This window comes from Paenibacillus sp. MAHUQ-63 (assembly GCF_028765165.1).
Taxonomy (GTDB): Bacteria; Bacillota; Bacilli; order Paenibacillales; family NBRC-103111; genus Paenibacillus_E.
Genome location: NZ_JARADB010000001.1, coordinates 652980 through 674790 on the forward strand (window position 1 = coordinate 652980; position 21811 = coordinate 674790).

Genomic DNA, 21811 nt, shown 5'->3' on the forward strand with positions numbered 1-21811 from the left:
TATCTCCTTCAGATTGAATGATATTAAATAATAGCTTTGCGGCTTTTGAAATCCACCGTACGGTAATACGAATCAGCGACCAATAAATTCGGTCCGCAGCAGGAAGCGGCGTTGCAGAAGCAGTTTACTTTCTGGTTAAGGGGATTGTGCTCCCATCTGGCGAATATCGTATCCAGCTTATCATCATGGATGCTGCCGAGAGGCGGCTCGTCGGCAAAGTCGGTGACGAACACTTCACCTGTGAACGTGCTGACGTTCAAGCGGTTGCGTCCGTCCGGATCGTTCCGAACCGTAACGTTCGGCTCTTCCCGCAGTCTTCGGACCAAAGCCCTGTCCTCTTCCAGCTCGTTGCAGGCAAAGAACGGCAGCGTTCCGAACAGCATCCACATCGCTTGGTTCCGGCTGTCCAGCAGCCTATGGATGCTCTGCCTTAACTCGTCCAAGGACACCATAGGCAGATGCGAGGCGAAAGAGCTGGCGTACATCGGATGCACCTCATGCCTTCTGCAGCCCATCTCGTCGATCAGCTGATGGATCTGCGGCAGCTTCTCATGCGTGCGGGTATTAATCATCGATTCCGCCGATACGTAGAGCCCGCCTTTGCTAAGCGCTATCGTATTCTCGACCATACGCTCGTACATGCGCGCCGCGGTATCCCGGCCAACCGGGTGCTGCGAATTTACGAAGCCGACCTGATGGAAATCGTCTGCATGCAAGTAATTGAACGAGATGTGCATCACGTCCAAATAAGGTGCCAGCAGCTCGTAGCGCTCCAAATCCAACGTCAGATTCGAGTTGATTTGCGTTCGGATGCCGCGTTCACGCGCATATTTGAGGATCGGCAGCATGTAGTCTTTCACGACCTTGATATGGTAGGATGGCTCTCCGCCCGTCAAGGAGATCGTTTCCAAATGTTCCACCTGATCCAATGTGTTCAAAATAACCGGCAGCGGGATGCGAGGTCCCTCCGTCATCGTCAACGAATCTCCTACCGCGCAATGCTCACAGCGCATATTGCACAGATTCGTTATGGTTAACTCTACACTTGTAAGCACATGCCTGCCGTATTTTCGATAAGACCTGATGGGGTCCCAAGGATCGTACGCGGGCGTCAGCTCCGGCATAACGGAGCGGGTTTCATTCATATTCATGCTGTTTGCACCTGACCTATCATTCCTATTCAATAACTCTTTGCTGCTATCTTGCCTATACCTATGCCCTTTATTGTAACTTATGATTCATAAAAAAGGAAACCGCCCCGCCCGCTTCCTACTCGTTATCGGCTAGAGCGGCCCGTTTGCCGCGCAGCCACTTCGGCGCCCACCAGTTCGCGTTCCCCAGCAGCTTCATCAGCGCCGGTACAAGCATAACGCGCACAATTGTCGCGTCGATCAGGACGGCAAGCCCCAGCCCAAGGCCGAGCGCCTTCATAATTTCAATGTCTGTGAAAATAAACGAACCGACGACGACCACCAGAATGAAGGCAGCGCTTGTAATCAGGGAGCCTGTTTTGGCGAGCCCTTCCGCCGTGCTTTGATCATTGTCGCCGCTGGCTTCATACTCCTCCATAATGCGGGAAATCAAGAAAACCTCATAATCCATAGAGATGCCGAAGACGACGCAGAAAATAATGACGGGCAATGTCGCGCTCACATATCCGATAGACGTAATATGAAGCAGATCCGCCATATATCCGTGCTGGAAAACCATCACCACACAGCCCAGACTGGCTCCGAGACTGAGCATATTCATCAGAACGGCCTTCAGCGGCAGCAGCACGGAGCGGAACGCAAGCAGCAGGACAATATAAGTAATGCCCATGACAAAAGAGAGCACCCACGGGATTTCATTTTGAATGCGGTCTATGATGTCGAGCCTGTAAGCCGGACCGCCTGTTACCGTGGCCTCGAGACCTCCGGGATCTAACCGGCGCAGCTCCCGCACAAGCCCGTCCGTAACCGGATCGTCGGGATCCTTCTCGGGAATAACGACCAGCAGCGCCGTATGCCCCTTGGCCAGCTTCCCGCCTTCGATCTTCTCTTTGATGCCGGGGGCCTTCAGCATAGCGGCTAGCTCAACATCCGTATGCGCCCCGAATGAAGTTAGATAACTTTGAATGTCTTGCACGCCGGATACGCCCTTCACTTGCTCACCGTATGCGCGAATTTGGCGTATCGCCGCTTCCTCCCATACCTCTTCATCCGTATGAAGCACGATTTGTATGGGTCCCGTCATCCTGGGGTCATACGCCTTCTTGAGCAGATCCGAACCGTACCGCGATTCATAATGCGGAGGCAGCACCTCAGCGTTCGGCACACTCAGCTTCATTTGGCCGATAGGCAGCATCGCATAGATCAAGGCGCCGCCGACGAGGACGACAAGCACAACCGGGCGTTTCATCACCGCATAAGCGACTTTCCCCCAAAAGCGGGAATTCCCCTGCTTTCTGAAGCGTTTGGGCAGCACCTGCAGGGAGTTGATCCGCTCGCCAAGCAGCCCTAACAGCGACAGCAGCATCGTATTGGCGACAACGACCGAGATCGATACGACAATGATGCCGCCCAGACATAGCGAACGGAAGAAGGTCAGATCGACGAACAGCATGCCGAGCAGGCCGATCAACACCGCGATGCCGGAGAAGAAAATCGACTGCCCGGCGGTTTGGCACGTCATCGCCACAGCTTCGGCGACACCCGGCTGCACCTTCAGTTCTTCCCGGAAACGGCTGACGAGGAACAGCGCGTAATCGATGCCGACGGCAAGCCCGAGCATCGTAACCATATTCGGCAGAAAATTCGACAAGGACTGATGCTGTGCAATGAAATAGGTGATGCCCAAGGTCAACGTGACGCTCATCAGTCCTACGATCATCGGCAGTACCGCGGCGACCAAGGTGCCGAAGACGATAAGCAGCACGATCAGCGCAATCGGCAATCCGATCGCTTCCGATTTGGCAATGTCATGCTTGCTCGCCACCTGCATATCGTGTAAGATGGCGGGTCCCCCCGTCACATAAACCTTCATCCCCGGCGGTGCCTGCACGAGACTTTGCAGCTCCGGAAATTTCTCCAGGGCGGGGTCCGTATCCAGATCGAGCGCTATCGTAACGGCTTGCACGTTCGTCTGCCCTTCACTGCGCGGCGCAGTCATGAAATTGACGCTTGTCACATACGGAAGCTGCTTCAGTTCAGTCAAGGAGTCCATGATGGCCGACATCTGAGCCGGACCGGTCAGATCGAGACCCTCATCCCCCGTGTAGACAAGGTTCAGTGTCGTAAGCGGCACGCCGAGCTCATCCCGGAGCTGGAGCAAGCCGCGGTCGGATTCGCTGCCCTTCGGAGTGAACCCGTTATCTTTGAGGATGCCGGGCGTTTTCTGAGCAAATAGGGCAAAGCTGAGGAGCAGCAGCACGCCGATCGTCACGACAAGCCACCGGTACCTGTGCATGGCATACCCCCATCTCCAGAATTTACCTTTCACCGCTGATTCTTTCACCGAAACATCCTCCTGATCTGCAAAAAGAACCTGGGGTCCCAGGTTCTTCAAAGTTGTTATCTATATTTTATCTCAAAGTAACGTTGGCATACCCGATTCGGTATCAATCCGGTCCTCTACTTTGATTTCGCCGATTTCGGTGATGAGAACAGACAGCTTCGTGGATAAATCGATCTCGAAAGGCTCTTTCAATTCTTGACCGGACTCATCCGCCAAAATGCGCACGACGGGCCTCTGCGGAACGTTCATATTCAGCTTGGAAACGATGCCGTATTCGCCCGTATTCAATTTAACGGTAATCCCGAGCGGATAAATGGCAATTTTGTCACGGAATAAGGCGATTTGACTTTGATCGTACATCGTTCCCGAACCGGCGAACAGCTGCTCCATGGCTTCGTGCGGCAGCAATGGCCTGCGGTATACCCGCGTCGTCGTCATCGCATCGTACGAATCGACAAGTCCGATCCATCTGGCGAACTCATTGATGTCTCCGCCGGACAAGCCGCGGGGATAGCCGCTTCCGTTCATCCGTTCATGGTGCTGGAACGCACAGTGAGCGGACAGCAGCGGAATGTTCGGTTCTTCTTTCAAAATTTGGAAGCCATAGTTCGTATGGTTCTTCATCTCCGCGAATTCCTGCGGGGTCAGCTGTGACGGCTTGCGCAAAATGCCCAGCGGGATCTTCGTCTTCCCAATATCGTGCAGGAGCGCGCCAAGTCCCAATGTCTCCAGGTTTTCACGGCTGTATCCGAAGCTGATGCCCAGCATAATGGCGTAAATACTGACATTGACCGAGTGCTGGAACAAATAGTTGTCTTTGATATTCATATTATTGAGCATGACCATCGCACCTTCGTGAGCGCTCAGATCGTCAATAATCATATTCATCACATCGCGGAAGTTGCGTCCGATATCGTAGTAGCTGACGGAACCGCGCTTATTGGAATCCTCCATCACCTTCTTGAAGGTGTGCCTGATTTCGTGTACGGCCCGGCTTCGCGTTTCGTCTTGAATAATATCGACCTGAACAACGTCATCGGTCCTGGGATCGGCTATATAGATATAGTCGATGCCGTAGGAAAATAACCGATCAATGAGTCTTTGAGTCAGTTCAACGTTAACAGCTAGCAAAACCATGCCATCTTCGTTGTAAATATTCTTGGCCAGCCTCATACCAGGTTGGCACTTGTTGATCGGCATTAACAGCATGTCAGGACCCCCGTGTAGCTGAACGTTATTATCTATCTAAATGTAATAGATTTCATCTAAAAGTTCAATAAAAAAAACCGCATCATTCGACGCGGTTCGCAACATAAAATTTCATCCTTATTTGAAGAACATGTATAGAGCGAATACGATAGCTACTGCAAAACGATAGTAGGCAAAGTAAGTCAATTTCATATTTTGAACGAATTTAATGAAGGAAACGACGGCTAGCAGCGCCACGATGAACGCTACGATGAAGCCGACGGCGAAGAATGCCAGATGCTCGGAAGTAATGGCCTCATAGTTCTTCAAGAAGTAGACGGCGGAAGCCCCGATCATAATCGGAATCGCCATGATGAACGTGAAATCGGCGGAAGCGGCACGGCTGACGCCGGAGAGCATTCCCCCTGCAATCGTCGAACCGGAACGGGAGAAGCCCGGCCAGATGGACACCAGCTGCCATAACCCGATGTAGAAAGCCTGCTTGTACGTCAAATCGTCCAAAACCTCGACTTGCGGCTTCTCTTTCTTCTGCTCGGCGATGATGAGAAGAATACCGCCCAGTACGAGGCCGATCAGCACGGTAGTCGAGTTAAACAGCTTCTCATCGACAATATCGTTGAACAGCACGCCGATAATGCCGGCAGGCAGGATGCCGATCAGAATGTGAAGCAGGTTCAGTTTCTTGCCTGTACGGCTCTCACTTTGCCTCTTGGCGAGGCCGAATAACGACAAGATTCGTTTCCAATAAATAATGACGACAGCCAATATTGCGCCTAGTTGTATGACGAAATCGAACGTTTTCGTGACTTCGTCGTTCTGGGTGTTCAGCAAGCTTTGGGCCAAAATCATATGCCCGGTTGAAGATACCGGCAGAAATTCGGTCAAGCCCTCCACGATCCCAATGATGATCGCTTCAAAAATAGTATGCATGATTGCCTCCTAGTCCTAATAGTTTGTTTGTCGGACTCTACTCCAATTATTTATTCTACTTCCAAGGGGATGAATCTGACAACTTTCATTGACGAAATAGAGAGGCTTATGCCCTCGCCGCCTGCGGAGATTGATCGATGAACCGGACGGCATGGCACTCCGCGATCGCTTCCTGATCGCGAAGCTCGCGCGCGAGCACGTCGCGAATGAACTCCGGAAGCATGTAGACGATCTCTTTCCCTTGACTCAAGGACAAGTAGCCCGATCCGAACGTAAACATATCAATCGTGCCTACGACATAGTCCCGTGCACGGTCCAGCGGTTCCCCGCCGATCTGCACGGCGACGACGCGCTCATAAGGTGCCCGGGAGCTGTCGATCTCGACGGTCATCCCGTCGACGCTCAGCACGCCCAGCACCTCACCCCGGAAGCCGAGTCCCCGGATCGGCTTCTCCATGAATTCGCGCTGCAGCGACTCTTCGAGCGCCTGCAGCAAATCGCTGCCCCTGAGCAGCAGGCGGCAGGGGTTGATCGGCCCCGGGCAGATTTCCAGCAATCTGCCGCGGGTCAGGCGGCCCTCCTTCAGTCCCTGAAGGAGCTGGCCGCTGTTGACCAGCCCGATATCGGCGCTGGTCCAGCGGCGAATCCCGGCGGCAAGCAAGTTGCCGAGCGGGGATTCGCCGTACCAGTCCAGGCGCAGCGGCTCCCGCAGCTGCGCCACTTCCTCATCCAGCGCTGCGGCGCCTGCGATGCGAAAGCGTTCCAGCAGCGCCGAGACGCTGCTGTCTTCTTCGGCGTCCTCCGTCATCGGGACGACGCGGCTCCGGAACTCGGCGATCCGGCGCTGCGCCCGGTCGTAGCCGAGTTCGATGTGGCCGGCGTATTGGCCGAACTTGCCGGCCGCCGCCAGATAGGTGCCGCCGATCAGCAGCGGCTCCTCCAGCACGTGATGCGTATGTCCGCCCAGGATGACATCGATGCCTTCGATCTCCTCCGCCAGCCGCTGGTCCATCCGCAGTCCCAGATGAGATAAGACCACGATCAGATCTGTCTGCGGCCGCAAGAGCGCTGTATGGGCGCGCACCGCCTCGATCGGATCCGTCACTTGCCAGCCCAGCAGCTCATAATAAATCGGGTAAGCCGCCGTAACGCCGATTAAGCCGATTCGTAAGCCCGATTTCTCGAGCGTCACAGAGGGTACGAGCCAGTCCGGCGTCTCCTTCGTTGCCAATTCCCTAATATTGCTGCCGAGAATGGGAAACTTGGCATAGGTCTGCACGGCTTCCCGCAGTAAGTCGGGTGTGAACGTCAGTCCTTCGTTATTGCCGACGACCATCGCATCGTAGCCGGTTGCGTTCATGATCTCCAGGTTGGCAATCGCATTCGTGCCTTCCGTTTCCGGACTCATCCGGTCCATATGATCGCCGATGTCCAGCGTCAGCACTTGATCCGCCGGGTAACCGTCCCTGACACGGTTGAAATATGCGCTGATTTTGGGCATCATTTCGAAATGGCTGTGTAAATCGTTCGTATGTAATATAACAAGTCGTTGCAAGGGCTCAGACACGCCTCTCACCTCTCTTTCGCAGACAGCATGTCTAATCATTCGCCATATACGTATGTTCTTATTGCGGTTACTTCTTCATTTTCAATTCATCGAGCGTCACTTTGTTCTTAAAGCCGAAGGTCGCTTCCTCGCCTAACGCCGCATCATGCAAAAACCAGATATGTACGACACTCTTCACATTGAGGCATTCGCTGCTGCCGTCTGGAACGTAAAGGCGGATCGGATATCCCTTCTTCAGCGGTTCCCCGTCTTGGGCATACAGAAAGAACGCCGTTCCCATTTGATGCCACGGCATTAACGCTTGAAATTCATCAACCGCCTCGACTTTGACGTGCGTAGGATCGCCCTGCTCCGTCCCGCCTCTGCTGCTTCTCCAGCTCTCGTACCACGACTGTAAATCAAAGCCTTCACCCCGCACGTTCGGCACGCGGTCCTCAACGGCCAGCGTCCCGTTTGCCAGATGAACCATGTCCAATACCGTAAGCGATTCTTCTGTTATATATGGATCTGACACGTGTATGCGCAACTCTGCTCCCATCGTAACCTTTCTCCCTTCATCTCCCAAGCTCGGGCTTGCCAACGGCACGGCCCTACCCATTATACCATTTTCGCGCCAAAATATGATATGCTGTAAGGGATTCTACCATCAAAGTGTTTAGGAGCATAGCCGTGAACCTACATATCCAACTTTTCGCAGGACTCGTCGATCTGTTCGGGACTTCCGTCCTACATATATCACTGGAGCAAGAGACTGTTACGATCGAACAGCTCAAACAACGGATTGCGGACGACTATCCGCATGCAGCGCAGCAGCTCGTCTCCTGCTTCTTCGCCAAGAATCAGGCCTATGCCGGCGATGCCGATGCCGTAACCGAGCAGGACGAGCTGGCGCTCATCCCGCCTGTGTCGGGCGGACAGCCTGAGCTGTACGAGATTACACATGAAGAAATCGATGCCGGGCAAGTCGCCAAGAAAGTCAATCACCCGAATCATGGCGCCTCGCTGCTCTTCATTGGGACAACGAGAGAGATGACTCATGGACAGCGCACCGTCCTCCTGGAATATGAAGCCTACATACCAATGGCGGTCAAAACGATGGCGGCGATCGGTCAGGAAATCGGCGAACGATGGCCTGGCACGCTTTGCGCGATTACTCATCGTCTAGGTAAGGTCGCTATCGCCGAGGCCAGCGTCGTGATCGCCGTTTCGTCTCCTCACCGGCCCGATTGCTACGAGGCCAGCCGGTATGCGATCGAAAGATTGAAACAAATTGTGCCTATTTGGAAGAAAGAAATTTGGGAAGACGGCTCGGAGTGGAAGGGCAGCCAGACCGGCCCTTGGAACCCGCTCCTTACACCGCAATCGGATTAAAATCGGATCGGAGATGATGTTCGTGGATACACCTTTACATACAGGAACCGTTCAAGAAGTAGCGGAGGTGGACGCCCGTTATTCCAGACAAGTGCTCTTTTCCCCTATCGGGCTGGATGGCCAGCGCAAATTAAATGCCAGCCGTGTCGCCATCGTCGGCATGGGCGCGCTCGGTACCGTTCTCGCCAACCATATGGTTCGCGCCGGTGTCGGCTATGTGCGTTTGATCGACCGCGACTTCGTGGATGCCAGCAACTTGCAGCGGCAAATGCTGTACGACGAAGAAGATGCGGCGACGACGACGCCCAAAGCAATTGCTGCGGCCAGAAGACTGCAGCTTATCAATTCGCAGATCACCATCGAGCCGCACGTCACGGATTTGAATCCGACGAATGCCGAGGAGCTGCTGCGTAATGTGGATCTGATCCTGGACGGCACGGATAACTTCTCGGTCCGCTTCCTCGTTAACGATGTCAGCATCAAGTCGGGCATTCCGTGGATTTACGGCGGTGCCGTCGCTTCCAGAGGCGTGTCGCTGACGATCCTGCCGGGACAAACGCCTTGTCTGCGCTGCCTGTTCACCCAAGCTCCCGCTGCGGGAACAACGGAAACGTGCGATACCGCCGGCGTAATTGGCGGCATTATTCACGTTGTCGCTTCGTTCCAAGCGACCGAAGCTTTGAAGCTGCTCGTAGGCGCTAACGAGCATTTGAATCTCCGCATGCAGCAATGGGACTTATGGTTCAACCAACAGTCCTCCATTAGCGTTGCCGGCGCTCGCAAGCCCGATTGTCCCGCCTGTGCGATGCAGCGGTATGAGTATTTGGACGCAGACGTGGATAGCGACACGATCCAGTCGTTATGCGGCCGTAACTCCGTGCAAATTCACCCGGTCGTACCGATGGCGAAGCCTCTTGAATACTGGGAAGAGCGCTTGAAGCCGCTAGGGCCCGTCGAACGTAACCGGTTCCTCTTGAAATTCCAGGCTAATCCTGAATTGCAAATGATTATCTTCCCTGACGGGCGTGTGCTGATCCAAGGGACCGACGATTTAATTCAGGCCAAAAGTCTTTACAGCCGCTATATCGGGATGTAATATTATTACAATATACCTACACGATCATAGGACTGGGAGAGGAACTCAATGCGTATACACGTGCTTCAACTAATTGTTGGTGATAAACTGTTGTCCGATTCCTACAATCACGTAGGTCTGCATCTTTTATCTGCAGGAACCATAGTGGATGCGAGCGATATTAGAATGCTTAACCGCCACAATATCGAATATGTAGATATTGCCCCCAGACTTACGGAAGAACCGGTGCAGGTCCCGGCAGCCAGACAAGCACAGTTAAACTCGTTTCATGATGCGATCGAAGGAATTAAGGAGATTTTTCGCTCCGCCGAACAGGGGAGCTCCCTTTCCAATGAATTTATAGAATCCGCTTTCAATCCGCTCGTCGAGAGCTTCGAAGAAGAGAAAGACGTGGTTTCTCTGCTGCTTTCGCTGAACAGCCAAGACGATTATACGTTCCAACATAGTGTACAAGTAGGCATGCTTTCCTTCTACATAGCCAAGTGGATGAACAAGAGCTGTCAAGAAGCGCTCTATATCGGCAAGACCGGTTATTTGCACGATATTGGCAAATGCCGAATTTCTCGCGACATCCTTGACAAACCCGGCAAGCTGACCAATGACGAGTACAGTGAAATACAGAAACATACGATCTACGGGTACGATATTATTAGAAAGACGCTTCAGGACGACACGCTTGCGACCGTAGCTCTCCAGCACCATGAGCGTATGGACGGCAATGGCTATCCCTTGCGCAAAAAAAGTACGGAAATTCATTCGTACTCGCGTATTGTATCCGTTGCCGACGTATATAGCGCGATGATTTCCAACCGCGTCTATCAAGAAAAGCGCGATCTTCTGTTCGTGCTGAAAGAGCTCCATCGCATGAGCTTTGGTCAGCTGGATCCGAAAATCACGCAAGTGTTCATCCGCCATATGATTCCTAACTTTATCGGCAAAAAAGTATCCCTGAGCGATGGACGAGCCGGAACGATCGTAATGACTAACCCTTCCGACTTCTTCCGTCCGCTCATTAATATCAATCATGAATTCGTGGATCTCTCTCAGCTTAGCGGCGTCGAGATTACAAGCATCGCAGTCTAGATAATGAGCGAGCTGACGGCTAACGCAATTCCGATATAGACGGCCGCCAGCAGGGTACCGACGGCAACATTGCCTCCTTTTAACTGATCGGATAGTTTAACCCCCGGTGTCAGCCAGTCGAATACCCAGTACGTAGCGATTAAACAGACGTACCCTACAGCAAACCAGAGGCTCATATGCCAGATAGAGGAATTCGTGTAGGCAGCAATCGCCAATATGATCGCTGTCGCCACGAATTTGCCGCCCATCGTGATCCCGACGGCAACATTGCCTTTATTGATTTCTTCCATATCGCGGTAGGGTGTCATTAGGCTGAAAATATACATCCCTGCAAATTGCAGAAGGACAATTACAAATAAACTGATAATAAGGTTCAATACGATCATTCTGCCCACCCCCGAAATTTCGCCATCGATTGGTCATAATTGCTATAATCGTGCACTTCCTCCAGCACTACGGTAACTTCCTTCTTATCTTTGAAGCTCGCGTACCGTTCTTCCGGAATCGGCTGCTTCACTTTCTGCCCCGTCGGGAGATCGGCTACCGCAAAATAGCGGAATTTGCCGTCAAGCTCCGTTTTGTAGACCCCGATCAATTTCACATCCGTTTTAATTTCAACCTTTAGCTCCGCCAAATCTTTATCCGCTTCTTCTTTCGTTTTGAACGTTTTGATCGGCTTCCATTGCGACAATGTAACATCGTTCTTACCTTGGCTATCGGTTCTCATCGTCGCCTGCATATAACTGAGGACATAAATTTGATCGCCTGTCGCAAAATTTTGGTCATTGGATATCCGCTCGTTGCCCGGCAGCAGAACCATATCCCCATCGATCAAATCTCCGACTTTCGCCTGCTGCACTTGATAATCCCAAGGCACTTCGCCGCCGGCGCCGCTGATGCTTGCCGAGCTGCCCGCCGTAGACCTGCTTAAGACCGAAGGCTTGCTGCCTACCGCTTTGGTAATGCCCCATATGACCAATATGCCGATGAGGACGACCGCCGCGAACAGCCATAATCGATTTCGTTTCAAGTTGCTTTCACTCCAATCGCTACAAATTGACTTGCATTGCCTGTGATCATGCCGCCTGCCCGGCCCAGAAGCCCGCAAGGCGTTCCGTTCAGCACGAACAGTCCCGTTAACAAATGCCTCCTGCCATGGGCAAATTGCAATTCAGGCAAATCGGCCCGCTGCTGATATACTCTTTGGAAAAAGACACTCGTATCAAACCCGGCCTCGTCCTTGATCTCCAATTGTCCAGCGGCGTCATAGAGCTCTACAGAGCCGCCTTCTCTACCGAACATCGATTTGGATACATAATCTCCAGACAGCTCCGGGGTAAAAAACGTCGGCAGCATGTACTTCTCGATCGCTTTATGCTCATCATCCGTATAAAATTCCGAATTCTCTTGATGCAAGCCCCAGACAACAGCTTGCAAGCCTTTGGACTGCAAGATAACCGCATGCAAAGGATTGAACAATCGCACGAATTGTTCCTCAATGGCATAAGAGAGTGCTTCTCCCCCGTCATCAATCCCCATCCATTCCTTCGGATAGAGCGCGAACATGCTGGAGATGATCCGGTCTTCTCCTACTTTGACTACACCTTCGTCGATCCACAAATCCAGGCAATCGACGCAGGTCATCTTTCTTCCGCTATGCGCAACCAGTGCGTCAATCGTTCCCGTGTCCTCCAGATGCTGCCCATACGCGATGCAGGCCGCATAATCCGGCGCTTCTTCTTCCCATGCTGCGCGGACCAGCTCTTTCATCGGCTTATTGGGTGATAGCACTCCGGCCTGCTCGCATAACCACGGGGTCGCTATCGAAGCTTCCACATAACCGGTCGGCGTATCGGCATTCAGCTCCAGAAGCTTAATATCGCCCTGCTGATTCACCGTGAAATCAAACCGGGCATAGCGGCTTATGAGGCCCTCGCCGTTCAACTCCAAACGATCCAGCCCATCCCACAGCACCTCGGGAATCGACAATTTCTCATACATAGCTCTGTTGCCCGTTACATAGCGGACCGTGTGATCGAACACACGCCAAAGCAGTCCTGCGGCATGAATCAGCTCATCGTAAGATGATTGTTCCATCAGTACGATCTGATCCACCCAGTAAGCTTCATCCTCCAAATTAGCCCAGGTAAATCCAAGCTCAGCTAACTGCTGCACGCGGTGTTCTCGGTTGGGCGCAGGTGTGCCGGTGACTTCGAATACCAATGCCTTAACCTCCTGAACTGGATGAAGAGCTGAAGCCGCTTGATTTGCCACCGATGCTGCCTGTAGACGCAGAGGTCGATTTGGAGCCGGAAGTCGAACTGCTGCTTGAACCCGAGCTGCTTACGCTGCCCGTAGAGCCTGTGCTTGATTTCGTACCGGAAGACGACTTGTTCGTCGTGAAGCTGCCGGTTCCGCTGGATGTTGTCGGCGCTTTGGTTGCGGACTTGTTGGAGAAAGAGCTTGCTTGGTACGTTTTGGTCACATAGGGTGTATTCGAACGATAATAATAAGATTTATGACTGCTTCCCCAACTGCTCGAAGAATAAGGACTAGGGCTGTTGAAAATAAGATGGTACAGCAGCAGGTCATCCCAACCGAAGCCACTGCCTACGTGGTTGATAACGACCGGTGCCGTGCTTCCGCTTCCACTGCCGCTTGCCGCTGGCGTTGGGGTAGGTGAAGCTGCAGGCTGTACAGGCAAGTTCCAGTCTACCGCTGGGTCGAAATAAGCCTTCACCTCATCCGTGGACCATTCAACCAGCTTAGCCGAAGCCGCATTCGGCGTATCTGCCGCATGCGCGGGGAGCAGCAGCAGTTGACTGACGAGCACAAGACTTACCGATGCGGAAAATACTTTGAGCGGTCTCTTCACTCCCGGTTCCCTCCTCCTTCAGCGCCTACGGTTACAAGCAGCAGCTCAAACACATTCGAATCCAGGTTCAATCGTCCTTCAATCATTTCATATTCTTTACCGCCGACCAGCACATAGTTTGCTGCATCCAACGCTTGAATCAGCTTTTCATCCCATGGGCGCTCGCTAATTTTCTGAAGATGCCCACTGGCTAATTTCTCATATAGAGCAATCATCATTCGGCTTTATCCTCCTTCAATCCATGACTTCATACTAGATTTAAACGCATGAACTTCCCATTTGTTTCATTCTGGAAAAAAATAATAAAAAAGGCCTATCCCTAAGGATAGACCGGAATGGCTTAATAGACAACTCGTTTTGCGCGCAGGAATGTTTTTTTCCAATACGCTTTATTAATGTTGCTGATCTGAACCCCGTTTTTCGGCTCAGGGGAAGCATGAAGCATTTTCATATTCCCGATGTAGATCCCTACATGTCCTACCGTTTTATTCGTTTTGAAACGGCCCGGCACATAGAAAAACATGAGATCGCCTTTGCGCAGCGACTTGCGGCTGATCAGGTTCCCCACCGCCGCCTGCTGCCGCGCAAGCCTAGGCAGCTTGAAATTATACTTTCCATAAACGTATTGGGTGAACGTCGAGCAGTCAAATCTGCCCGTTTGCGGATAAGGGCCTGTGCCGAATTTATATTTGACCCCCAAATATTGTTCACCTTTGTTGATCATCGAGTTGACATTGATGTTTTTGAGAACCGGAACGGCTTCATCCGCATTGCCGCCAGAGCGCGCCCATACCTCCAGATCCTGCAAAGCCTTCGCGTCTTGAGCTGAAGCCGGATTGGCCCCTCCCGTTGCCTCCCCCTTGAAGGGGTCATTCGGATCGTCCGCAAAGGCCAGCTCCGGCGTATCCGCGCTAGGATCAGGCGAATCCTCGTTCTCTAGCGCGGCTGTTGGCGAAGGATGAATGTTCAATTGGCTATCTCTAATGTCATAAGCCATTTCGTCTTGGAATAGGTCGGCTATCGCGGAGACCGGTAAATACACGGCATCTCCTTCCTTGACAAAGGGCTGGCTCACATGAATATCGGCCCCGTCTTTCGAAGCTTTCTGAGTGTTCACCGACAGCTCGTAGCTGGCGTCATTGTCGCCGATTAACAGTTTCTGAGCGGCAGCGTCCCATTCGGACTGAAAGTTGAGCGTTTGGATAAGTTCACGAGCGGATACGTACTTCACATTGTTGATGACTTTAATAGGCAATACGGCATCGCCATTACCTAACGGGGTCATTCCATTCCCGCCCTGGGACAAAATACGCGGGGAGGAACTGCCGCTGCCTGTCACAGGGCTCGGCGTCGGCGATGAGGGATTGGGAGTTACGTTATTCTTCCCGCATGCCGTTGTGGCTGCCAGTACGACAACCATGCTCCCTATTGCTGCTAATTTCAGCCTTTTCCACATACCTTCACTTCTCTCCTTTGGGGACACATTATGATCCTTAATAGAGTGAGGTTCGCGGGAAATAAATATGCATTTGTATGAGGTTGAACGGGTTGGAGCTTATTGGAAGAGAATGCTCTCGGTTCGGATACATTTTGCTATTTTCATTCTGCCTGACCATTGTATTCGATAAATTATATAAATTTTGCTATAAAGGCTGATTTCGATAATTCTGTATGAAAAATCACATATATTCGTGCAATTTTCGTTTATTCTGATTATTGTATTCGAACAATCATACAGATTGCCGGGGACCGGATAGGCGCGCAGGTAAGCGCAGCGAGCGTAAAAAAAAGCATGCCTGCAAAGCAGGCACGCTTGTGTTCTTCATATTAACCGATCGAGCCTTCCATCTCAAACTTGATGAGACGGTTCATCTCAACCGCATATTCCATCGGAAGTTCTTTGGTGAATGGCTCAATGAAGCCCATTACGATCATTTGCGTAGCTTCCGCTTCCGTCAAACCGCGGCTCATGAGGTAGAACAATTGGTCCTCAGACACCTTGGATACCGTAGCTTCATGCTCCAGCGTAATGTTGTCGTTCATGATCTCATTGTATGGGATCGTATCGGACGTCGATTCGTTATCCAGAATCAGCGTATCGCATTTGATGTTCGCTTTGGACCCTTGGGAGTTGCGCCCGAAGGAAGCCAATCCGCGGTACGTTACTTTACCGCCATGCTTGGAGATCGATTTGGATACGATGGTGGATGTTGTATCCGGAGCCAGATGCGTCATCTTAGCGCCTGCATCCTGGTGCTGTCCTTTGCCGGCTACTGCGATGGATAGAACCATCCCTTTGGCGCCGCGGCCTTTGAGAACAACAGCCGGGTACTTCATCGTCAGCTTGGAACCGATGTTGCCATCGACCCACTCCATCGTAGCGCCTTCTTCTGCAACCGCACGTTTGGTAACGAGGTTGTAGATGTTCGGTGCCCAGTTCTGGATCGTTGTGTAACGAGCACGGGAGTTCTTGAGACATACGATCTCAACAACCGCACTGTGCAGGGAGTTCGTGCTGTAGATCGGAGCCGTACAGCCCTCTACGTAGTGCACGAAGCTTTCCTCGTCGGTGATGATCAACGTACGTTCGAATTGTCCCATGTTCTCGGAGTTAATACGGAAGTAGGCTTGCAGCGGAACTTCACATTTAACGCCTTTCGGTACGTAGATGAAGGAACCGCCGGACCATACGGCACTGTTTAATGCAGCGAATTTGTTATCGCTTGGCGGAATAACCGTTCCGAAATATTTTCTGAAGAGCTCAGGGTACTCGCGAAGTGCGGAGTCCGTATCCATGAAGATAACCCCTTGATCTTCCAGCTCTTTCTGCATGCTGTGGTAAACGACCTCGGATTCGTACTGTGCGGATACGCCTGCGAGGAACTTTTGCTCCGCTTCAGGGATACCCAGCTTGTCGAAAGTTTCTTTGATTTCCGTCGGAACTTCTTCCCACGTCTTTCCTTGCTTCTCGGACGGTTTCACGTAGTACTGAATATCATTGAAATCAAGATCATCCATGTTCCCGCCCCAGCGCGGCATCGGCATTTTGAAGAATTGCTCCAAGGATTTCAGACGGAATTCCAGCATCCATTCCGGCTCGCCCTTCATTCTGGAGATTTCTTCAACGATTTCACGAGTCAAGCCTTTTCCCGATTGGAAAATCGCTTTGTGCTCATCTCGGAAACCATATTTATAATCCTCGAGATCTGGCATTTGTTTTGCCATGGTTAATTCCTCCTTCATTTTGTTGGTTTACTGCCTGCGTTCCAACGTTCTATGCTATCGCTAATGCGTTAGTTATCGGTTTTTTGGGAATGTTCAATACCTTTGCGCAGCGCGTTCCATGCCAGTGTAGCACATTTAATCCGCGCCGGGAACTTATTGACCCCAGATAAAGCTTCGATATCTTCATATTCGAATTCGACCGGCTCGCCCTTCATCAGGCTGGAGAAATCCTCAGCCATGCGGAGCGCCTCATCGACCGTTTTGCCTTTGACGGCATCCGTCATCATCGAAGCGGAGGACAGCGAGATCGAGCAGCCTTCTCCGGTAAATTTGGCCTGCTTCACGATACCGTCTTCCACCTGCATTTGCAGCGAAATTTTGTCGCCGCAAGTCGGGTTGTTCAGATCGATGGTAACCGTTTCGCCGGACTCGAATTTGCCGCGGTTGCGAGGTGTCTTATAGTGATCCATTATGACTCTGCGGTATAAATCATCCAATTGCATGGCCAAAGTACTCCTTTGTTTTTTGTAAGGCCATCACAAGACGGTCAATATCCTCTTCGGTATTGTATAGATAAAAGCTTGCACGGGCCGTGCTGCTTACCTCCAGCCATCTCATCAGAGGCTGAGCGCAGTGGTGGCCTGCACGAATGGCTACACCTTCAGCATCCAGTACGGTCGCGACATCGTGCGGATGCACATCGCCAAGATTGAACGTGACGAGTCCTGCACGATTCGTCATCGGACCATACACCGTCAGATCTTCGATCTGCGTCATACGCTCCAGCGCATAATTCGTAAGCTGAATATCATGTTTGAAAATATTGTCCATGCCGACTTCCTGCAGAAAATCGATCGCCGCGCCAAGACCTACAGCCCCAGCGATGATCGGAGTCCCGCCTTCGAACTTCCAAGGCAGCTCCTTCCATGTCGATTCATACAGATCCACATGATCGATCATTTCGCCGCCGAATTCAGCCGGCTCCATGCTCTCCAGCAAGGCCTTCTTGCCATACAATGCCCCAATACCGGTCGGACCACACATCTTATGGCCGGAAAGCCCATAGAAATCGCAATCCAAATCCTGCACATCCACGCTCATGTGCGGCGTGCTTTGCGCGCCGTCAACCATGATTTTGGCTCCGTGCTTATGCGCGATTGCAGCGATTTCCTTGACGGGGTTAATGACCCCGAGCACGTTAGACACATAGACGACCGAAACGATCTTGGTGCGGTCCGTAATCGTGTTCTCGACATCTGCAAGCGCAATGGATCCGTCAGGTTGTAAAGGGATATATTTTAACGTAGCGCCAGTCGCCTTAGCGGCTTGCTGCCATGGAATCAGATTGCTGTGATGCTCCATCGGCGTAAGGACGATTTCGTCGCCTTCGCGCAAAACCGCTTTGGCGTAGCTGCTTGCTACGATATTGATAGCCGTTGTCGTGCCTCTGGTGAAAATGATTTCTTGCTCGCTGGAGGCGTTGATGAACTTGGCGATCTTCGCTCTAGCTCCTTCATACGCATCCGTTGCCCGGGAACCCAAGGTATGAACACCGCGATGAACGTTCGCATTGTCCCATTCATAGTAATGCTTCAGTGCCTCAATCACCTGAATGGGCTTCTGGGAAGTTGCAGCGCTGTCCAAATACACCAGTGGATGACCGTTCACTTCTTGCTTTAGAATGGGAAAAAGTTCACGTATCTCGGCAGTATTCATTGTCCCAGCTTCCTCTCCACTAAGCTTTGCAGCTGTTCTTCAACGCTCTTGATCGGAATCTCGGAAACGACTGGCGCCAAGAAACCGTAGATGATCAAGCGCTGAGCTTCTTCCTTCGTAATCCCGCGAGACATCAAGTAATGCACTTGCTCCGCATTCACTTGGCCGACGCTCGCCGCATGGCCTGCTTTCACGTCATCTTCATCGATAAGAAGAATAGGGTTAGCGTCTCCGCGCGCTTTGGGGCTGAGCATCAACACTTTCTCCGTTTGCTGCCCGTTACAGCCTTGTGCGCCTTTCTCGATCTTCGTAATGCCGTTGATGATCGCTGTCGCGCCATCTCTCATAACGGCACGCGTAATCATATCGCTTGTCGACGCTTTGCCCCAGTGTACGGCGCGTGTCGTTAAGTTAAGCTTCTGTTCCTGCGTACCTACACAGATGACCTTGGCATCGGAATCGGAGCCTTTGCCGTGCAGGATCGAGGTCGTATCGGACATTGTGTTACCATAGTTCATCTCGCCGACAACCCAAGCGATGCTCGCATCGTTGTCGAGAATGGCACGGCGGTAAGTCAGATCCGTGACGGAAGCCTCCAAGTTGTGCACGGACGCGTAGTTAACGCGGGCACCCGGCTTCGCGAATACTTCGACGATGCCGTTTTGAACGAGTTCCGCACCTGATACGGAGGATACGAAGTTATCCACGTAAGAAACGGAGCTGAACTGCTCAGCCACGATCAATACGTGCGGAGCGAATGTAGCTTCGGCGTCGTCCGTCAAGAACAGCGCTTGAAGCGGAGACTCGACGCGGACGTCTTTGGGCACGTAGATGAATACGCCGCCGTTCCAAAGTGCGGCATGAAGCGCCGTCACTTGGTTCTCGTTCGCCTCGACAGCTTTCATGAAGTAAGGCTTCACAAGATCGGCGTGATCGCGAATCGCTGTTTCCAGATCCGTGAAAATAACGCCTTGCTTCTTAAGCTCTTCGGATACTTGCGTGTACACAATCCCGGAATTGCGCTGAACAATCAGGTTATCCGAGTTGGTGAGTCCTTTCGCCGCTTCCGGAAGAGCATCCAGGGAAGCCAGCGGGGCTTGCGATTTATATGAACCGTAGGAGGAAATGCTCCAACGATCGATTCTTGTTTTTTCTAAAACCGGTAATTCCAAAGAATTCGCTAACGCTACCGCTTCCGTACGAAGAGCAGTCATCCACTCCGGCTCCTGCTTGCTGCGGGAGAGCTCGGCGACAGCGCCTAAATCTATGGAAAGTTGTGTTTGAGTATTCATGTTTTCCTCCATTTATAGGGATCTTTGACCGGAGATCTAAGCCTCTCCTTCCCGGGAGTTCCGATCCTTCAGATCAAAGTCTCTCCTTTCTTTAGTACTTCGGCGCTGTCGTGTTCATAGGAACTTTGAATTCTTCCTCGTCTTGACCAACCGTTTCGTCGACGATACCCAGTTCTTCTTTGACCCAGTCGTAGCCTTCCGCTTCCAGACGCTCAGCCAGTTCCGGACCGCCGGATTTCACAATACGACCCTGCATCATAACATGTACAAAATCAGGTTTAACGTAGTTGAGCAAACGCTGGTAGTGCGTGATGATCAAGAAGCCGCGCTCTTCGCTGCGCATGGCATTAACGCCTTCGGCTACGATACGCAAAGCATCGATATCCAGACCGGAGTCAATTTCGTCAAGAATGACAAATTTAGGCTCAAGCAGAAGCATCTGCAGAATTTCGTTACGTTTCTTCTCACCGCCGGAGAAGCCTTCGTTCAGGTAACGATGCATGAACTCAGGGTTCATTTCAAGCTGTTTCATCTTCGCTTCCATTTGGCGGATGAACTTGATTAAGGAAATCTCGTTGCCTTCGCCGCGGCGCACGTTGATCGCGCTACGCAGGAAGTCAGCGTTCGTCACGCCTGTAATTTCGCTCGGATATTGCATCGCCAGGAACAGGCCTGCGCGTGCTCTCTCGTCAACGGCCATCTCCAGCACGTCTTCGCCGTCCAAAGTAACGGAACCCTCGGTCACTTCATATTTCGGATGCCCCATCAGCGCGGAAGCCAGCGTACTTTTACCAGTACCGTTCGGTCCCATGATCGCATGCACTTCTCCGCCTTTGATCTCCAGGCTAAGACCTTTCAAAATTTCCTTTCCTTCGACGTTCGCTCTAAGACCGTCTATTGTAAAAGTTGGTGAATTTGCCATTTTCATTAAGCCTCCATAATGTTTAAATGTACTAAATAAATGACAATCTTAAGGTGATTATCATTGATTCTCATTAGAATAATTCTATTATAACTTACATTGTCAAATCAAGAAAGGGCAATCGGATGAAAAAGGTGGGCATTTTGTGAAAATGCAACAGATTTATTCCGACAAAATGCGTTTCATTTCCTCCACCTTCACCGTGAATTCCTCATCGCTCAACACGGGAATTAAGGACGATTCGGGCGGTGTTTCCGCACCAAGGCCGATCCAAGATTTGCAGCCGATATAGGCCTGTTCAATCGGAATATGTAAGGGCTGGGCCAGCTTATATACTCTCAGAATCATAATATGCAGCGGATTTTTGCGCTTCCACTTCAATCTTTCTTCCGTGAAATTTTCCGTCCAGATATGATAAGGATACAGCTTGTTCAACTGCTCTTGATCGCTGATCTCGATATCCTCCACCATCCGCGCGTACGAGGTGATCCGGACCTGCTCATCCTGCGGGCTCCACCCGATCATCGTGTCATCAATGATGCCGCGGTAATCTTCCTTCAGCAGCTCTTTTCTCTGATGCTCGTAAGTCGGATAAAGATAGAAATCGCCCGAGACGACGTGAAAATCTCGCGTTTCCTCAACAATACCCCCTTTGCGCATAATAAAAATTTGTGTGCCTTCTTCCAATGCTCGAATAGCCGATGCCCACTCTTTCAAGGCCTTTGGTCTTTCCATCCCTACCAACTCCTCGGTCTCCCCATAATCCATCTATTATAAGGAAAATCCAGGAGCAAAACAACCGGCCTCGGGAATGGCACAAAGAAAAGGATGGCTCTCAGGCCATCCCGAAGTCATCTATTTTACATCATCGGCGTAATACGTTTGTTGTATACGGGTAAACTGATCTTGATTCTGTTTCATCGGATTCGGCTCGCTCTCCTGAGACGGAGGGTCCGCTTCGAAGGCTATGAAGAGCAGGAACAAGCAAGCGGCGATTACCAGCAGCACATTCAGGATTTTCATCATGATC

22 protein-coding genes are annotated in these 21811 nt (G+C 51.6%); 3 read left to right on the top strand and 19 right to left on the bottom strand.

The window, feature by feature from the left end:
* Positions 1-23: 23 nt before the first annotated feature.
* The 6 genes from yfkAB to PUT07_RS02780 form a co-directional block, all read right to left on the bottom strand.
* Positions 24-1151 (bottom strand): radical SAM/CxCxxxxC motif protein YfkAB, encoded by a 1128-nt coding sequence (gene yfkAB, locus PUT07_RS02755; protein WP_274466230.1) that lies wholly within the window; start codon positions 1149-1151, stop codon positions 24-26.
* 118 nt (positions 1152-1269) lie between these two features.
* Entirely contained in the window at positions 1270-3495 is a 2226-nt protein-coding gene (locus tag PUT07_RS02760) for an MMPL family transporter (RefSeq protein WP_274466231.1), read from the bottom strand.
* Between the two features lie 72 nt (positions 3496-3567).
* Complete coding sequence (locus PUT07_RS02765) at positions 3568-4704, bottom strand: HD-GYP domain-containing protein (RefSeq protein WP_274466233.1); 1137 nt, start codon at positions 4702-4704, stop codon at positions 3568-3570.
* 117 nt (positions 4705-4821) lie between these two features.
* On the bottom strand, positions 4822-5634 hold the full coding sequence (locus tag PUT07_RS02770; protein ID WP_274466234.1) for an undecaprenyl-diphosphate phosphatase: 813 nt from the start codon (positions 5632-5634) through the stop codon (positions 4822-4824).
* Positions 5635-5740: 106 nt separating this feature from the next.
* Complete coding sequence (locus PUT07_RS02775) at positions 5741-7189, bottom strand: bifunctional metallophosphatase/5'-nucleotidase (protein ID WP_274466236.1); 1449 nt, start codon at positions 7187-7189, stop codon at positions 5741-5743.
* A 79-nt stretch (positions 7190-7268) separates the two neighbouring features.
* A complete protein-coding gene (locus PUT07_RS02780) occupies positions 7269-7739 on the bottom strand; it encodes a hypothetical protein (RefSeq protein ID WP_274466237.1) in 471 nt (156 codons plus the stop codon).
* Positions 7740-7870: 131 nt separating this feature from the next.
* On the opposite strand from PUT07_RS02780, the gene PUT07_RS02785 reads away from it, so the two are divergent.
* From PUT07_RS02785 to PUT07_RS02795, 3 genes are all read left to right on the top strand, one after another.
* The gene (locus tag PUT07_RS02785) at positions 7871-8572 is read left to right on the top strand and encodes a molybdenum cofactor biosynthesis protein (RefSeq protein WP_274466238.1); all 702 of its coding nucleotides are present in this window, start codon (positions 7871-7873) and stop codon (positions 8570-8572) included.
* A gap of 67 nt (positions 8573-8639) precedes the next feature.
* On the top strand, positions 8640-9668 hold the full coding sequence (locus PUT07_RS02790) for a ThiF family adenylyltransferase (protein ID WP_274467440.1): 1029 nt from the start codon (positions 8640-8642) through the stop codon (positions 9666-9668).
* Positions 9669-9716: 48 nt separating this feature from the next.
* The gene (locus PUT07_RS02795) at positions 9717-10751 is read left to right on the top strand and encodes an HD-GYP domain-containing protein (protein ID WP_274466240.1); all 1035 of its coding nucleotides are present in this window, start codon (positions 9717-9719) and stop codon (positions 10749-10751) included.
* On the opposite strand, the gene PUT07_RS02800 is transcribed toward PUT07_RS02795, so the two are convergent.
* The 13 genes from PUT07_RS02800 to PUT07_RS02860 all read right to left on the bottom strand — a co-directional run bounded on the left by PUT07_RS02800 (position 10748) and on the right by PUT07_RS02860 (position 21807).
* Entirely contained in the window at positions 10748-11137 is a 390-nt protein-coding gene (locus tag PUT07_RS02800; protein ID WP_274466241.1) for a DUF350 domain-containing protein, read from the bottom strand. The genes PUT07_RS02795 and PUT07_RS02800 overlap by 4 nt on opposite strands.
* Positions 11134-11781: a hypothetical protein gene (locus PUT07_RS02805; protein WP_274466244.1), complete on the bottom strand. Its 648-nt coding sequence runs from the start codon at positions 11779-11781 to the stop codon at positions 11134-11136. The genes PUT07_RS02800 and PUT07_RS02805 overlap by 4 nt, the downstream gene beginning before the upstream one ends.
* A complete protein-coding gene (locus tag PUT07_RS02810) occupies positions 11778-12974 on the bottom strand; it encodes a glutathionylspermidine synthase family protein (protein ID WP_274466245.1) in 1197 nt (398 codons plus the stop codon). Before PUT07_RS02810 ends, PUT07_RS02805 begins: the two co-directional genes overlap by 4 nt.
* A gap of 4 nt (positions 12975-12978) precedes the next feature.
* Positions 12979-13626: a hypothetical protein gene (locus tag PUT07_RS02815; RefSeq protein ID WP_274466246.1), complete on the bottom strand. Its 648-nt coding sequence runs from the start codon at positions 13624-13626 to the stop codon at positions 12979-12981.
* Complete coding sequence (locus PUT07_RS02820) at positions 13623-13844, bottom strand: hypothetical protein (RefSeq protein ID WP_274466247.1); 222 nt, start codon at positions 13842-13844, stop codon at positions 13623-13625. The genes PUT07_RS02815 and PUT07_RS02820 overlap by 4 nt, the downstream gene beginning before the upstream one ends.
* Positions 13845-13966: 122 nt before the next feature.
* Complete coding sequence (locus tag PUT07_RS02825) at positions 13967-15082, bottom strand: C40 family peptidase (RefSeq protein WP_274466248.1); 1116 nt, start codon at positions 15080-15082, stop codon at positions 13967-13969.
* A 371-nt stretch (positions 15083-15453) separates the two neighbouring features.
* Positions 15454-16851 (bottom strand): Fe-S cluster assembly protein SufB, encoded by a 1398-nt coding sequence (gene sufB, locus PUT07_RS02830; RefSeq protein ID WP_274466249.1) that lies wholly within the window; start codon positions 16849-16851, stop codon positions 15454-15456.
* A gap of 68 nt (positions 16852-16919) precedes the next feature.
* On the bottom strand, positions 16920-17354 hold the full coding sequence (sufU, locus tag PUT07_RS02835; RefSeq protein ID WP_274466251.1) for a Fe-S cluster assembly sulfur transfer protein SufU: 435 nt from the start codon (positions 17352-17354) through the stop codon (positions 16920-16922).
* A complete protein-coding gene (locus PUT07_RS02840) occupies positions 17341-18567 on the bottom strand; it encodes a cysteine desulfurase (RefSeq protein ID WP_274466253.1) in 1227 nt (408 codons plus the stop codon). Before PUT07_RS02840 ends, sufU begins: the two co-directional genes overlap by 14 nt.
* Positions 18564-19859, bottom strand: a complete 1296-nt coding sequence (gene sufD / locus PUT07_RS02845; RefSeq protein WP_274466254.1) for a Fe-S cluster assembly protein SufD — start codon at positions 19857-19859, stop codon at positions 18564-18566. The genes PUT07_RS02840 and sufD overlap by 4 nt, the downstream gene beginning before the upstream one ends.
* Positions 19860-19950: 91 nt before the next feature.
* Complete coding sequence (gene sufC, locus PUT07_RS02850; protein ID WP_274466255.1) at positions 19951-20781, bottom strand: Fe-S cluster assembly ATPase SufC; 831 nt, start codon at positions 20779-20781, stop codon at positions 19951-19953.
* Between the two features lie 162 nt (positions 20782-20943).
* Positions 20944-21516: a DUF1802 family protein gene (locus PUT07_RS02855; RefSeq protein ID WP_274466256.1), complete on the bottom strand. Its 573-nt coding sequence runs from the start codon at positions 21514-21516 to the stop codon at positions 20944-20946.
* A gap of 120 nt (positions 21517-21636) precedes the next feature.
* Complete coding sequence (locus tag PUT07_RS02860) at positions 21637-21807, bottom strand: hypothetical protein (protein WP_274466257.1); 171 nt, start codon at positions 21805-21807, stop codon at positions 21637-21639.
* Positions 21808-21811 lie beyond the last annotated feature (4 nt).